The following is a 14,985-nucleotide window of genomic DNA, read 5'->3' on the forward strand; positions in this document are numbered from 1 at the left end:
GGGGCACTGGTGTGCCCCTAGGCCTCCACGCCGCCATCCGGGGGAAGGTGGAATGTCAAACAGGCCCGGCCACACCGGTGACCAGCCACACCGCGACCCAGCCACACCGCGACCCAGCCACACCGCGACCCAGCCACCGTCACGCCGCCACCGACTAGTCCACCCGACGCCAGCCGCGAGCACCTCCGACCCAACCGACCGCGGCTCCTGAACCTCGGCTCCTGAACCTCGGCTCCTGAAATGCAACAGCGGCCGACCCCCGTGGGGGTCGGCCGCTGAAGACGGCAGTCGTCAGGCGGGAACGACGTTGAGCGCCACCGCAGCGGTGACCTCGTCGTGCAGCCGGACGGCGACCGAGTGGTTGCCGAGGGTCTTGATCGGGTTGCCGACCGCGATGGTCCGCTTGTCGATCGACTCGCCGGTGGTGGCCTCGAGGGCACCCGCGATGTCGGCAACGGTGACGGCGCCGAAGAGGCGGCCATCCTTGCCGGCACGGACCTTGAGGCTGACCGTGGCGGCTTCGAGCTTGCCCTTGATCTCGCCGGCGTGGTCGAGGTCGCGAGCGGCACGCTTGGAGCGCGCGGCCCGGATGGACTCGACCTCCTTCTCGGCGCCCTTGGTCCAGCGGATGGCCACGCCCTGCGGGAGCAGGTAGTTACGCGCGTAGCCGTCCTTGACCTCGACGACGTCGCCCGCCGAGCCGAGACCGGAGACTTCCTGGGTCAGGATGATCTTCGCCATGGTGTCGTCTCCTCTCAGCGACCGGTGGAGGTGTAGGGCAGCAGGGCGACCTCACGCGCGTTCTTGACGGCCGTGGCCACGTCGCGCTGGTGCTGGACGCAGTTGCCGGTCACTCGACGCGCACGGATCTTGCCGCGGTCCGAGATGAACTTGCGGAGCAGCGCGGTGTCCTTGTAGTCGACACCGGTCGCCTTCTCCTTGCAGAACTGGCAAACCTTCTTCTTCGGCTTGCGAATCACTGCCTTGGCCATTGTGGTGCTTCCTTTCTAGAAGCCCGACGCATGTCGGAATGGTTGAGGGATTCGGTCTTCTTCAGTTGTCGATCAGAACGGGGGCTCGTCGGTCCCGACGCCGGGGGCGCCCCAAGGGTCGTTGGCCGGAGCCGACGGCTGGCCGCCGCCGTATCCGCCGCCCTGGTTGCCGTAGCCGCCACCCTGCTGGGCGGGCGCCTGCGGAGCCGGGGTGGCCCACGGGTCGTTGGCCGGAGCGGACTGCTGCTGACCGCCGCCACCGAAGCCACCGCTTTGGCCACCCTGGCGGCTGACGCGGGTGACCTTGGCGGTCGCCCAGGTCAACGACGGACCGATCTCGTCGACCTCGAGCTCCATGACGGTGCGCTTCTCGCCCTCACGGGTCTCGTAGGAGCGCGACTTGAGCCGCCCCTGGACCACCACGCGGGTGCCCCGGGTGAGCGACTCGGCGACGTTCTCCGCGGCCTGCCGCCAGATCGAGCAACGCAGGAACAGGGTCTCCCCGTCCTCCCAGCCGTTGGTCTGGCGGTTGAAGGTGCGCGGCGTCGAGGCCACCGTGAAGTTGGCGACCGCGGCCCCCGACGGCGTGAAGCGCAGCTCCGGGTCGTCGGTGAGGTTGCCGATCACGGTGATGACGGTGTCGCCGGCCATGGCGTCTCCCTAGGTCTCGTTCTGATCTGTCGTCCGGTGTCGGTCCCCATCAAACCCGAAGACACCGACAAGGACGAGGGATCATCCACAGGTCACTTGGACGGGCGGATGACCTTGGTGCGCAGGATCGACTCGTTCAGCGTGAGCTGGCGGTCGAGCTCCTTGACGGTCGCGGGCTCGGCGTTCAGGTTGATGATCGCGTAGATGCCCTCGGCGTTCTTCTTCACCTCGTACGCCAGGCGACGGCGACCCCACACGTCGACCGACTCGACGGTGCCACCGTCGTTACGGACCACGTTGAGGTACTTGTCGAGGGACGGGGCGACGGTGCGCTCGTCGGTGCTCGGGTCGAGAATGACCAGAACTTCATAAGCACGCATAGCGTTCTCCACCTCCTACGGACTCGGCGGCCATGGTCTCTCCATGGCAGGAGGGCTGTGCGTTGTCGGTGTCCGACTGGGCGGACGGTGACGCGTCAGGCTATCAAGCAGGGGTACGCCGCCCGAAATCCTACGGAGCCAGCCCCAGGTGACGCTCCGTCCAGGCGTTGCGGAAGCGGCCGTCCGGGTCGAACCGCTGCGCCAGCTCGAGGAAGTCGGACCAGCGCGGATAGAGCGGTGCCAGCTCTGCCGCGGTCGCCCCGAAGACCTTGCCCCAGTGCGGCCGGGCACCCAACGGCAGCAGCCGCTGTTCGAGCCGCGCCGCCAGTGTCCCGACCCGCACCGAGTCGCGCCGCCAGGTGAAGTGGATCGCCAGGGCGTCCTCGCCGTACGCACCCGAGAGCCAGAGGTCGTCGGCGGCGACGGTGCGCAACTCGGCCACGTAGAGCGCGTCGGCCATCGCCTCGCCGAGCCCGCGCACCGCGACGAGCGCCTCCCGGGCACGCGAGAGCGGCACCAGGTACTCGCTCTGCAGCTCCTCGCCCGCGCTCGGCAGGAAGCCCATCCGGAAGTGCGGCAGGCGCTCGTGCCAGGGGCCCGGCACGCCCAGCTGCGGAGTGGTGTTCTCGATCGCCATCCCGCTGATCATGTGCCGCTGCTCGCCGGCCGGGTGAGCGCCCGGGATCTCGGGGACCTCGCCGCGGGACTTCACCCAGACCTGGCCGACCTCCTCGCCGAGCCAGAGCGTGAAGACCGAGACCGAGTACGCGGCGCCGAGGATGTCCTCGAGCCGGTCGAGCAGCACCGGCCAGGTCAGGCCCTCGTGCACGACCTGGGTGACGTCGTACAGCGGCTCGACGGCGAGGTCGAGGGACGTCACGATGCCGAGCGCACCGACGTTGACGACCGCACCGGCCAGGTCCTCGCCGCTGAGCCGGACCAGCTCGCCGGTGCCGGTGACCAACTCCATCGCGCGGACGGCGGTGGCGAGCGAGCCGTTGTGCAACCCGGAACCGTGCGTGCCGGTCGCGACCGCGCCGGCCACCGAGATGTGCGGCAGCGAGGCGAGGTTGCCCAGCGCCAGGCCGCGGGCGACCATCTCGACGGCGAGGGTGCCGTAGCGCAGGCCGCCCGGGACCCGCACCACGTCGCCGTCGACCTCGATCGTGCGCGGCAGCCGCTCCAGCGAGACCTGGAAGCCCTCGGTGTCGGCCAGGTCGGAGAAGGAGTGCCGGCTGCCGAGTGCCTTGAGCCGACCGGTGCGGAGCACGAGGCTCTGCACCTCCTCGATGCTGTTCGGCATCGCCAGGCCCCGCGCGTGGTAGACGTGGCTCCCGGCCCAGTTGGTCCTCATGCCAGCACGCTAGCCAGCCAGCGTGTCTGTCGGAGGAGTTGGTACGGCGCGCCGCCCTCGTGGTCGTTGAACTCATAGACCTCGATCCGCTTCGAGCCGGCGTAGGCGTGGTACGCGGCGAAGACCGTCGAGGGCGGGCAGATCTGGTCCATCATCGCCACCGAGAACAGCGCCGGCGCGTGCGCCCGGCGGGCGTGCAGGACGCCGTCGAAGTGGGCCAGCGTCTCGAACGTCGCGCTCACCCGATCCCGGTGCGCGGCCAGGTAACGGGTGATCTCGGCGTACGGATCCCCGGCAGCGACGTCGACGGCGCGGCGGAAGTGGCACAGGAACGGAACGTCGGGCATCACCGCGACCAGGTCGTCCACCAAGCCGGCGACGCCCAGCGCGATCCCGCCACCCTGGGAGATGCCGGCGACGGCGACCCGTTCGACCTGGCCGCGCATCACCTCGACCGCGCGCACCGCGTCGACGAAGACCCGGCGGTAGTAGTGGCCGGCCGGCGACTCGATGCCGTGGGTGAGGAACCCGGGCTGGGCCGGCCCGCTTCCCCCGCGCGGGTCGGCGGTGTCGCCCACCGACCAGCCGCTGCCCTGGCCGCGAGTGTCCATGACGAGGTGCGGATGACCGGCCTGCGCCCAGAACGTGTGCTCGTGCGGGAGCCCACGGCCGCCGTTGTAGCCGATGTACTGCACCACCCCGATGGTGCTACGCGGCAGCGGCGTCGCAGGCAGGTGCAGCCACGCCCGCACCGGGTCGCCACCGAAGCCGCGGTAGGTGACGTCGTACGTCTCGATCGTGATCAGACCGGTGTCGATCCGGCGCAGCTCGACGTCGAGGGGTACGGCGGCGGCCTCGGCCAGCGTGTCCGCCCAGAACGCATCGAAACCGGCCGGCTCGACGACGTCGGGGCGGTAGGACCACAGCTCGTCGAGCGGCAGGTCGGTGCGGGGCATCAGCGCTCCTGTCGTGGCGGTGCCGTCGAGCCACGCACCACCAGTCGGGTGGCGAGGGTGACGTGCGGGTCGCGGGGAACGCCGTGCTGGATCTGCTGGAGCAACAGCTCCAGGGCCCGACGCCCCATCTCGCGGATGGGCTGCTCGACGGTGGTCAGACCCGGTGCCGTCATCGCCGAGTCGGGCACGTTGTCGAAGCCGACCACGGACAGGTCCTCGGGGACGTGCAGGCCCTGCTTGGTGGCCACCTCGATCGCGGCGAGTCCCATCGCATCGTTGGCCGCGAAGATCGCGCTCGGCGGCTTCGGCAGTGCGAGCAGACGGCGGGTGGCGCCGGCCGCCGTTGCCGGGATGAAGTCGCCCTGCTCGATGAGCGACTCGTCGACCGGGATCCCGGCGGCCTCGAGAGCGTCGCGGTAGCCCCGCTCGCGGGCCCGTGCCGACTCCAGGTCGGGCCGGCCGGTGATCATCGCGATCCGACGGTGGCCCAGCTCGAGCAGATGCTCGACGGCGCGGTGGCCGCCACGCAGGTTGTCCGAGTCGATGGTCGGGATGTGGGAGCGACCGGTATGCGGGTCGATCGCCACGATCGGGACACTGGCGGTCACGTCCGTCATGGTGGGGGTGACCAGGACGGCGCCGTCGACCAGGGTGCCGCTGACCCGGGTGAGGTGACGCCGCTCCCAGCCGACGTGCTCGACCGCCTGGCCTGCGGCGGAGTAGACGACCAGCTCGTAGCCGGTCCCCCGGATCGCGTCGGCGGCGCCCTTGAGCACCTCGAGGCTGAACGGCTCGAAGTCGGCGACCAGCACCCCGATCACGTTGGTCTTGGTGTTGCGCAGGCTCCGGGCCACCAGGCTGGACTCGTAGCCCAGCTCCTCGATGACGGCCCGCACCTTCTCCGTGGTGGCCCCGGAGACGCCGTACCGGTCGTTGAGGACCTTCGACACCGTCGCGACCGAGACGCCCGCGGCCTCCGCCACCTCGCGGATGGTGACTCGGCGATGGGCGTCCATGCCGGGAATGTAGCCGATGGAAAACGTTATCGACAACGATTCCTATGACACCTGCCGCAATGCGTCCTACCGGGCGCCTCGGGAACACCCTAGGCTCCGGCGGGTGGAAGCGGCATGCGGGCACGCCGATCATCCCGTCGCGGGTCGCTACGTGCTCGTCGACCGGATCGGCTCCGGCGGCATGGGCACCGTCTGGCGGGCGTTCGACCTGCGGGCCCAGAGCTGGCTGGCGGTCAAGCTGCTCACCCAGCGCAACTCGTCGCTGCTGCTGCGGTTCGTGCGCGAGCAGGGCCTGCGGATTCCGCACCCGCACGTGGTCGCGCCGACCGGCTGGGCGGCCGAGGACGACCTGGTCGTCCTCACCATGGACCTGGTCCGCGGCGGCTCGGTGCAGGACCTGCTCGGAGAGCAGGGCACTCTGCCGACGCCGTACGTCGCCCTGCTCCTCGACCAGCTGCTCCAGGCGCTCTCGGCCGTGCATGCGGCGGGGGTGGTGCACCGCGACGTGAAGCCGGCCAATCTCCTGCTGGAGGCCACCGGCCGCGGCCGGCCCCACCTGCGGCTGGCCGACTTCGGCGTGGCCGCGACCCGCGCCGAGCCTCGGCTGACTCGGCACCCGGGTGCGGTGGGCACCGAGGGCTACATGGCGCCAGAGCAGGAAGCCGGCGATCCGCCCGACCCGCGCGCCGACCTGTACGCCGCCGGCCGGGTGGCGGTGCACCTGCTCACCGGCTCCCCGGACTCCGCCGTACCCGACGACGGGCTGGCGCCGCTGCTCACTCACCTGCTGCAGCCGCACCCCGACCAGCGGCCGGCCTCGGCGGCGGCGGCGCTGGTCGAGCTGCGCTCGGCCGACGTCGGGGACTGGGTGGATGGCATCGCAGTGCCGGATCGGCTGCCGCCGGCGACGCTGCCCGCGTCGCTGCCGGTCGCCGCGGCGGCGCCGGCCCTACCGCCGCCGACCACCGACCGCGGACCCACCCGGGTGCTCGCCGCGGCCGGCTGCTTCACCGCCGCGATCGCGCTGTGTGCCGCGGCGCTGGTGCGCGTCCTGAGCCAGTAGCAGCAAGCCGACCAGGACCAGGGCCGCCGCGAGACCGATCAGGACCCATGTCACGAGGCTCAGCCTAGGTGCCGTGCGCCTAGGCTGGCCGCATGCTCATCGGTGCCCACGTCGACCAGACCGATCCGATCGCCGAGGCGCAGGCGCGCAAGGCGCCGCTGGTGCAGTTCTTCCTGGGCGACCCACAGGGGTACCAGGGCCCGGAGGTGCGCTACGCCGGCGGCGCCGAGGCGCTCCGGGCGGCCGCCGAGGAGGCCGGGGTGGCGCTTTACGTGCATGCGCCGTACATCATCAACGTCGCCACCACGAACAACCGGATCCGGATCCCCTCGCGCAAACTGCTGCAGCAGCACATGGACGCCGCGGCGGCGATCGGCGCGCGCGGGCTGATCGTGCACGGCGGGCACGTCAACAAGGCCGACGACCCCGAGAAGGGGTTCGACAACTGGCGCAAGGCGATCGAGGCGACCGACCTGAAGATCCCACTCCTGATCGAGAACACCGCCGGCGGCGACAACGCGATGACCCGCTACCTCGACCGGATCGGCCGGGTCTGGGACGCCATCTCCGCCTGCGAACAGGCAGATCTGGTCGGCTTCTGCCTCGACACCTGTCACGCCCACGCCGGCGGCAACCCGCTGGAGACGGTGGTCGCCGACGTCCTCAAGGTCACCGGCCGGATCGACCTGGTGCACTGCAACGACAGCCGCGACGACTTCGACTCCGGCGCCGACCGGCACGCCAACTTCGGTGCCGGCCGGATCGACCCGGACCTGCTCGCCGCGGTCGTCCGCGAGGCCGACGCGCCGGTGGTCTGCGAGACCCCCGGCGGCCCCGCGGAGCACCGCGCCGACTTCGCGTGGTTGCAGCAGCGGCTCTGAGCCGCGTCGGTTCGTCGAGCATTCACCCGCGGCCCAGCGCCCGGTAGGTCCACCCCGCCGACCGCCAGGCCTGCGGATCGAGTACGTTGCGGGCATCGACGATCGCCTTCGTCCGGACCTTCGCGCCGAGCACCGTCGGGTCCATCGCCACGAACTCCGCCCACTCGGTCAGGAGCAGCACGAGCTCGGCGCCCGCCACCGCCTCGTGCAGCGAGCCGGCGTAGGTCAGGTGCGGGGAGCGGCGGGCCGCGGTGGCGCGTGCCTCGGGGTCGTAGACCACCACCTCCGCGCCGCGCAGGTGCAGCTGGTCGGCCACGTCCAGGGCGGGGGAGTCCCGCACGTCGTCGGAGTTGGGCTTGAACGCCGCGCCGAGTACGGCGAGCCGCCGCCCCGAGACCCGCCCGCACAGCACCTCGTGCGCCAGGTCGACCGTGCGCTGGCGCCGCCGGATGTTGATCTCGTCGATCTCGCCCAGGAATCCGACCGAGCGAGCCAGCCCGAGCTCGGTCGCCCGAGCCTGGAACGCCCGGATGTCCTTGGGCAGGCACCCACCGCCGAAGCCGAGACCGGCCTTGAGGAAGCGGTGGCCGATCCGTTCGTCGTACCCGACCGCGTCGGCCAGCTCCACCACGTCGGCGCCGGTCTTCTCGCAGACCTCGGCCATCGCGTTGATGAAGGAGATCTTGGTGGCGAGGAAGGAGTTGGCCGCGACCTTGACCAGCTCGGCGGTCTCCAGCCCGACGGTCAGGAACGGCGTCCCCTGGGAGAGCGGCTCGCGGTACACCTCGCGCAGTTTCTCCACCGGCTCCGGCGAGGCGCTGCCGACCACGATCCGATCGGGCGCCAGGGTGTCGGCCACGGCGTACCCCTCGCGCAGGAACTCCGGGTTCCACGCCAGGTCCGCGCCGGCCGGCGCCTGCGCCCGGACGGTGGCGCGCAGGGTGGCGGCGAGCCCGACCGGCACGGTCGACTTGCCCACCACCAGCGCACCCGGCCGCAGCCGCGGCGCCAGCTCGGCGATGACCGACTCCACGGCGGAGGTGTCGGCACCGGGTCGGCCCTCCTGCTGTGGCGTGCCGACGCAGACGAAGTGCACCTCGCCGTCCTCGGCCGCCTCCGCCAGGGAGGTGGTGAACCGCAGTCGCCCGGTCTCGGTGTGCTTGCGCAGCAGCGGCTCGAGGTCTGGCTCGAAGAACGGCGGCCGCCCCTCGGCGAGGGCCGCCACCTTGGCGGCGTCGGTGTCGACGCCGACCACCTCGTGACCCAGCTCGGCCATGCAGGCCGCGTGTACGGCGCCGAGGTAGCCGGCCCCGATGACACTCATCTTCATGGTCTTCTCCTAGGAGTGCTGCTGGCCCGCGCCGCGAAAGAGCGGCTTGGTCATCGGCGCCAGCCACGTGCTGTACGTCGCGGTCATATGGCTGTCGTCCCGGTAGACGAGGATGTTCCCGACCACCACCGGGCAGCCCTTGGCGGTGCAGAACCAGCGGGTCGGGTCCACCGTGGTGATCCCGGCCTGCTGCAGGGACTTGCCGACGGCCTGCCAGCGGTCGCCCCATTGCCTGGCCTGCGTCAGGCTGAAGTTGCATGCGCCCACGTTGTTGATGTTCCCGGCGAGGCACTCGGGGATGTTCTGCGGCGGCATCGGCGTGTCACGGATGTAGGCGGCGTTGAGCCCGTCCTGCCGCATCGTGGCCATCGTCCGGGTGGTGGCGTCGGCCCACTGCGCGGTGCTCTGGTTGCCCGCCACCGCGTCGCTCTGGGAGACCAGCACGATGGCCGGCTTCATCGCGACGATGCGGTCCAGCGCCTGCTTGCGCCAGGTCTCGCACTCGGTGTACTCGCGGCCCAGCGCGTTGCTGTAGACCGGCATGTCGGCCACCGAGCACGCGGCCTTGGTCAGCGCGACCAGCCGCCAGTGCAGCTTCTTGGCCTCGGCGTCCAGGGCGGGCAGCCACTGCTGGGCGTGGGAGTCGCCGTAGAGGACCATCGTCTGGGCGCCGTTCGGGTCGCCGTACACGCACGGTCCCTGCTTGACCACCAGAAAGTCGAGGTGGCAGCCGTCCTTGGTCGAGATCGGCTGGTCCTGGACGGCGCCCTGCACGGTCGGCCGCAGGTTCCGCGGCGCGTCGGTGGTGGCCAGCCCCTTGCCCAGCGCGGCCTGCACCATGCCGGTGTTCGCGCCGTCGAGGCTGATCACGCTGGCCGGCGCGCCGTTGCCGACGAACGCCGGCAGGGTCACCACCAGCGCGATGCCGACGCCGGCGACGGCGCCCGAGCCGAGCGCGCCGGAGGCCAGCCAGGAGCGCGGGTGCAGTCGCGATCGCAGCGCCGGACTCTCCACCAGGTAGTGGGTCAGTACGGCGAACCACAGCGCCAGCGCCGAGACCTCGAGCAGCATGGTCCACGGCAGCGTCCGGCCGAAGGCGGCCGGCACCAGGATGACCAGCGGCCAGTGCCACAGGTACCAGCCGTAGGACACCCGGCCGACGCCCTGGAACGGCTTGCGGCCGAGCAGTGCCTCCACGCCGCCCGCGACCCGCAGGCCGCCGGCGGCGATGAACGCCGCGGCACCCAGGGTGGGCACCAGTGCCGCCGTGCCCGGGAACGGGGTGTCGTCGGTGAACCGCATGGCCGAGACCACGATCACGCCGAGCCCTGCCCAACCCAGCGCGATCGCGGCCGGCCGCGGCAGCCGCGCCAGGCGGTTCGCACCCAACGCCACCAGGGCGCCGAGGGCGAGCTCCCAGGCACGCGACTGCACGCCGAAGTACGCCGCCGGCGGGTCGCTGACCGTCAGCCGCGCGCTGATCAGCAGGGAGATGCCGCCGCCGACCAGGAGGGTGCCCAGCAGCGCCTGGCGGCGCCGGGACCGGGCGATCAGGTAGCAGCCGATGAGTAGCAACGGCCAGATCAGGTAGAACTGCTCCTCCACCGCCAGCGACCACAGGTGCTGCAGCGGCGAGGGGCTGTCCGAGGCGTGCTGGTAGTCCACGCCCTGGGCGGCCAGGTGGTAGTTGATCAGGTAGCACACGCCCCAGAAGGCGTCATGCGCCACGTCACGGACGTGGAAGATCGAGCCCCACAACCGCGCCATCAGCATGGTCGCCGCGATCACGATCAGCGCCGGCGGCAACAGCCGCCGGATTCGGCCGCCGTAGAAGCGGACCAGCGAGATCCGGCCGGTGCGGTCCTGCTCACGGGTCAGCTGCCCGGTGATCAGGAAGCCCGAGATGACGAAGAAGACGTCGACCCCGACGTAGCCGCCACTCACGTGCGGCACGCCCGCGTGGTAGAGCACCACCAGGGTGACGGCGACCGCGCGCAGACCCTGGATGTCGGGCCGGAACCGGCGCGGACCGGCCGCCTCGGGTCGGTCCTCGGGCTCGCCCACCACGGTGAGCCGGCGCCACAGCCGGCGCAGGGACGGCATTCGCGGGCGGCCGTGGAACCAGATCAGCCGGCCGCCGTCGAGGAACAGGATCGGCAGCTGGATGAACGAGCCCAGGATCGCGAAGCAGACCATCGCCCAGAACTCGTCGATCCCGAACCGGGTCACGCCACGGGCCAGACCCCACCACAGTGCGACCTGGCACAGCAGCACCCAGGCCTTGGTGGCTCGCATGATGGAGACGCTCAGCGGCGTGGCGCTCGCCGTACCGCCCCGCTCGGTGGCGCCGGTGGCGACCCAGCCGCGGGTACGGCCGGCGAGCGCGTGCACGATCGCGACCAGGTGGCAGAAGGAGTAGAGGTACTGCACCCGCAGCACCTCGTAGCGCCAGCGGCCGCGCATGACCAGCGGCAGTACGGCGAACCACAGCACCAGCGCACCCAGCAGCCACACCGAGTTCTGCGGCTTGACCCACTCCGGGCGCAGCCACAGCATGCACAGCGCCGGCAGCGGCGCGACCACGGCGTTCACGGCGGTCGAGATGTAGTAGAGGAATCCGGCCCAGAAGCAGAGCTTCTGTCGGCCGCGGATGGCCGGCTCGTTGTGGAATGCCTTGTCCGCCAGCAGCGACATCGAGCCGGTGCACCAGCGGTACTGCTGGTTGAGGAACGCCGGCAGCGTGTCGGGGCACAGCCCCTGGGCGACCAGCACCGGCACGTAGCGCAGCTGGAATCCGCCGCGCAACAGCTTCACGCCGGTGTGGACGTCCTCGGAGTGGCCGATCTGGGCGTAGCCGCCGACCTGGTCCAGCGCCGAGCGCCGGTAGATCGCGCAGGTCCCGACGCAGATCGCGGCGCCGACCCGGTCCCGGGAGGGCTGCACGAAGCGATAGAACAGCTCCTGGGTGGCGCCGGCGCAGCGTTGCAGCCAGCCCATCGCCGGGTCGTGGGTGTCGAAGTACTGGGGCGACTGGACGATCCCGACGCTGGGGTCGTCGAAGTACGGCGCCAGCTCCAGCAGCATGTCCGGCCGCGGCACGAAGTCGGCGTCCAGGATCAGGATCAGGTCACCCTCGGAGTGCTCGAACCCGTAGCGCAGGTTGCCCGCCTTCTTCAGCCGACCGCGGTCGGGCCGGGTGTGGTAGACGAACCCGTGGCGCTGGGCCAGCTCACGCACCTCGCTGCGGGCGCCGTCATCGAGGACGTGGACGGCGAGGGTGCCGCGCCACTCCAGCGCGGCAACGTGTCGGTAGGTGTTCGCCAGGACCTCGAGCGACTCGCCCGCGGTCGGCAGGAAGACGTCGACGCTGGGTGTCACGGCCGGGCTCCAGCGGCCGACCTTCTCCAGGTGCGAGTCGAGGCTGACCCGGCGACGGTGCGTGCCCGACAGCAGGCTGACCGCCAGGGTGACGGCGTACAGCGTGACGGGGACGAGGAAGAGGATGAAGCGGATGTCGGCGGTGGCGAACCGGAAGACGCTGTAGGCGATCAGGGTGAACGACAGCGCCTGGATCAGCATCAGCCAGCGTCGCTGCGGGCCGAGATAGGAGTACTTCTCGCGGGCCGTCGGTGGGCTCGGCAGCAGGCTGTCGGGCCGCGACGAGGCCGTCCGCCCCTGGGCAGGGCGGACCAGCAGGGTCGAAGACATGGGGAACCTCTGCAGGTCAGCGGGCGCGTGGGAGCCCGCGGTGGGCAGGAACGTTCTTGGCGCAGATCTGCGGCACAGCGATGTGCTGTCATCCCGGTGTCGGGCGGCCGGAGCAGCAAAACGTCGTACTTGGTCACACCCCGTGATCGGCGTGGATCGGCGCGGCTGCGTATGGGTGCGTATGGCGGCGCATGGCTCCCTGCGGCTTTGCGGCCATTTGCCTGTCGTTGCGGGGCGCCGAAGTCGTCGTCCACGGCACTGGCGGCACGGCACCCGCACATGGCACCGATGCTCCGCGGGTAACCTTCGGCGGGTGAGCGTCACCGTGCGGCCCCTGCCTGCCCAGCAGCACCTGGAGTTCCTGGAGGGGCGAAGCATCGAGGGCCGGCCGTGGGTGAGCTTCCTGCAGACGCCGGCGTGGGGCCGGGTCAAGACGGAGTGGCGGGCGGAGTCGCTGGGTCTGTTCGAGGACGGCGACCTGGTCGGGGCGGTGCTGGTGCTGCACCGGCCGGTGCCGCGGCTGAAGCGCTACACCCTGGCCTACCTGCCCGAGGGACCGGTCGCCGACTGGTCCGGCGACATCGCCACCTGGCTCGACCCGCTGACCGACTACCTCCGGCGCCACGGCGCGTTCGGGATCCGGATGGGTCCACCGGTCCGCACCGCCTGCTGGAGCGCCACCCAGGTGAAGGAGGGCATCGCCGACGGGGCCGTCCAGCGGCTGGCGGACCTGCCGCCCACGGGCCGCGACCCGGTCGGCGCCCGGGTGGTCAGCCAGCTGCGCGCCGCCGGCTGGCGACTGCAGTCGCCCGAGGACGGCTTCGGCGCCGGCCAACCCCAGTACACCTTCGAGATCCCGCTGCGGCATCCCAACGGTGCGGCCAGGACCGAGGCCGAGGTCCTGGCCGGCATGAACCAGCTGTGGCGCCGCAACATCAAGAAGGCCGCCAAGGAAGGCGTCGAGGTGACCGTCTCGACCGGCCGCGGCGAGCAGGCCACGGATCTGGCGGCGTTCCATGACCTCTACGTCCACACCGCCGAGCGCGACCACTTCACCCCGCGCCCGCTGTCCTACTTCCAGACCATGTTCGCCGCGATGGCCGCCGAGGACCCCCGCCGGATTCGGCTCTTCCTCGCCCGGCACGAGAGCGACCTGGTCGCCGCCACCATCCTGGTCGAGGTCGGCCGATACGCCTGGTACTCCTACGGTGCCTCCTCCACCGCGAAGCGCGAGGTGCGCGGCTCCAACGCCCTGCAATGGGCCATGATCCGCACCGCCCTCGCCGAGGACTGCGACGTCTACGACCTGCGCGGCATCACCCCCACCCTCGACACCGAGGACTCCCATGTCGGCCTGATCCAGTTCAAGGTCGGCACCGGCGGCCGAGCCGTCGAACGGGTCGGCGAGTGGGACCTGCCGCTGCGCCCGGCGATCTACCGGGCGTTCGACGCCTACATGAAGAGGCGCGCGCGATGAGCCTGCGGCTGACCGTCGACGGCGAGCGCTGGCGCGCCCACCTGCGCAGCGTGGTGGAGGACACCCCGGGACTGGTGCCGGTCGCGAAGGGCAACGGCTACGGGTTCACCCTCGGCCGACTCGCCCGGCGCGCCGACTGGCTGGGCAGCGACGTGCTGGCCGTGGGCACCTACGCCGAGCTGCCCGAGGTCTCCTCCCGCTTCTCCGGGGACCTGCTGGTGCTGACACCGTGGCGGCCGTACGAGCCGCCGTTGGATCCCGCGCTGCATCGTCGGGTGATCCACACCGTCTCGCGCCCGGCCGACCTGGGCGATCTGCTGGCGCGTCAGCCCGGCGCCCGCGTCGTACTGGAGCGGATGACGTCCATGCGACGGCACGGGCTCTCCGCGCACGACCTGTGGTCCCTGGCCGCGCTGGCCCGCGCCCGGGCACACGTCGAGGGCGTCGCGATCCACCTGCCGATGGCGGCCACCGGTGCCAACCTCGCCGAGGCGACGGCGCTCATGGACGACGTCATCGGCGCCGGGCTCGGCACAGTCTGGGTCAGCCACCTCACCACTGCGGAGCTGGCCACCCTGCGCGGACGGTACGCCGACGTCGCCATCCGCCCGCGGGTCGGCACCCGGCTGTGGCTGGGCGACCGCGGCGCGCTGAGCGTGACGGCGACGGTGCAGGACGTCCATCCGATCGGCCGCGGGGATCGGTTCGGCTATCGCGGTCGCAGCGCGCTGCGGGCCGGTCACCTGGTGATCGCGGCCGGCGGCACCGCGCACGGACTGGGTCTGACCGCGCCGACCGGCGACACCTCGCTGCGTGCTCGCGCCGCCACGGCCGCCCGGGGTGGCCTCGATGCGGTGGGCGTGGTCAGGTCGCCGTACTTCTGGCGGGGTCAGCAGCTCGTCTTCGCCGAGCCGCCGCACATGCAGGCCTCGATGCTGCTGCTCCCGCGCGGCAGCGAGCCGCCGCAGGTGGGGGACCGGCTGGAGCTGCGGGTGCGCTACACCACCACGACGTTCGACGAGATCGCCGTCGACTGAGGCTCCTCGTCGAGCCGGACCGGGTCGTGCTCGGGCCGGAGCAGGTCGCGCACCACGATGCCCACCAGGTAGAGCTCCCCGAGCACCCGGATCGCGATGACGAACCAGTAGAACGGCTGCTGCTGCCCAGCGCCGGGGGC

General features: G+C 71.5%; 13 protein-coding genes and 1 pseudogene. 4 read left to right on the forward strand and 10 right to left on the reverse strand.

The window, feature by feature from the left end:
- Positions 1-291 precede the first annotated feature (291 nt).
- The 7 genes from rplI to VHA72_RS11430 form a co-directional block, all read right to left on the reverse strand.
- Positions 292-741 (reverse strand): 50S ribosomal protein L9, encoded by a 450-nt coding sequence (rplI, locus tag VHA72_RS11400; protein ID WP_325575275.1) that lies wholly within the window; start codon positions 739-741, stop codon positions 292-294.
- Between the two features lie 14 nt (positions 742-755).
- Complete coding sequence (rpsR, locus tag VHA72_RS11405) at positions 756-992, reverse strand: 30S ribosomal protein S18 (protein ID WP_028637855.1); 237 nt, start codon at positions 990-992, stop codon at positions 756-758.
- Between the two features lie 72 nt (positions 993-1,064).
- Positions 1,065-1,643, reverse strand: coding sequence for a single-stranded DNA-binding protein (locus VHA72_RS11410; protein ID WP_325575278.1), 579 nt, complete (start codon positions 1,641-1,643; stop codon positions 1,065-1,067).
- Positions 1,644-1,735: 92 nt separating this feature from the next.
- Positions 1,736-2,023: a 30S ribosomal protein S6 gene (rpsF, locus tag VHA72_RS11415; protein ID WP_325575280.1), complete on the reverse strand. Its 288-nt coding sequence runs from the start codon at positions 2,021-2,023 to the stop codon at positions 1,736-1,738.
- Between the two features lie 130 nt (positions 2,024-2,153).
- Positions 2,154-3,377 (reverse strand): D-arabinono-1,4-lactone oxidase, encoded by a 1,224-nt coding sequence (locus tag VHA72_RS11420; protein WP_325575282.1) that lies wholly within the window; start codon positions 3,375-3,377, stop codon positions 2,154-2,156.
- Entirely contained in the window at positions 3,374-4,333 is a 960-nt protein-coding gene (locus VHA72_RS11425) for an acetylxylan esterase (RefSeq protein ID WP_325575284.1), read from the reverse strand. Before VHA72_RS11425 ends, VHA72_RS11420 begins: the two co-directional genes overlap by 4 nt.
- Positions 4,333-5,349 carry a LacI family DNA-binding transcriptional regulator gene (locus tag VHA72_RS11430; protein ID WP_325575285.1) on the reverse strand — a complete coding sequence of 339 codons (1,017 nt, stop codon included), beginning with the start codon at positions 5,347-5,349 and terminating at the stop codon, positions 4,333-4,335. The genes VHA72_RS11425 and VHA72_RS11430 overlap by 1 nt, the downstream gene beginning before the upstream one ends.
- Positions 5,350-5,452: 103 nt before the next feature.
- Between VHA72_RS11430 and VHA72_RS11435 the strand changes: the two genes are divergently transcribed.
- A complete protein-coding gene (locus tag VHA72_RS11435; RefSeq protein ID WP_325575287.1) occupies positions 5,453-6,412 on the forward strand; it encodes a serine/threonine-protein kinase in 960 nt (319 codons plus the stop codon).
- A 92-nt stretch (positions 6,413-6,504) separates the two neighbouring features.
- A complete protein-coding gene (locus tag VHA72_RS11440) occupies positions 6,505-7,293 on the forward strand; it encodes a deoxyribonuclease IV (protein WP_325575289.1) in 789 nt (262 codons plus the stop codon).
- Positions 7,294-7,315: 22 nt separating this feature from the next.
- Here the strand turns inward: VHA72_RS11440 and VHA72_RS11445 are convergent, their stop codons facing one another.
- Together VHA72_RS11445 and VHA72_RS11450 are read right to left on the reverse strand one after the other, a co-directional pair.
- Complete coding sequence (locus VHA72_RS11445; protein ID WP_325575291.1) at positions 7,316-8,623, reverse strand: UDP-glucose dehydrogenase family protein; 1,308 nt, start codon at positions 8,621-8,623, stop codon at positions 7,316-7,318.
- 9 nt (positions 8,624-8,632) lie between these two features.
- On the reverse strand, positions 8,633-12,331 hold the full coding sequence (locus VHA72_RS11450; RefSeq protein ID WP_325575293.1) for an acyltransferase family protein: 3,699 nt from the start codon (positions 12,329-12,331) through the stop codon (positions 8,633-8,635).
- Between the two features lie 313 nt (positions 12,332-12,644).
- Here VHA72_RS11450 and VHA72_RS11455 point away from each other — a divergent pair, with 313 nt between their 5' ends.
- Positions 12,645-13,808 carry a lipid II:glycine glycyltransferase FemX gene (locus VHA72_RS11455; RefSeq protein WP_325575295.1) on the forward strand — a complete coding sequence of 388 codons (1,164 nt, stop codon included), beginning with the start codon at positions 12,645-12,647 and terminating at the stop codon, positions 13,806-13,808.
- A complete protein-coding gene (locus VHA72_RS11460) occupies positions 13,805-14,845 on the forward strand; it encodes an alanine racemase (protein ID WP_325575297.1) in 1,041 nt (346 codons plus the stop codon). Before VHA72_RS11455 ends, VHA72_RS11460 begins: the two co-directional genes overlap by 4 nt.
- Here VHA72_RS11460 and VHA72_RS11465 read toward each other — a convergent pair.
- Positions 14,806-14,985: pseudogene (locus VHA72_RS11465) on the reverse strand (glycosyltransferase family 87 protein); the annotation flags it as partial. The gene VHA72_RS11460 and the pseudogene VHA72_RS11465 sit on opposite strands and share 40 nt — an antisense overlap.

It is taken from the genome of Nocardioides sp. (assembly GCF_035547795.1).
Taxonomy (GTDB): domain Bacteria; phylum Actinomycetota; class Actinomycetes; order Propionibacteriales; family Nocardioidaceae; genus Nocardioides.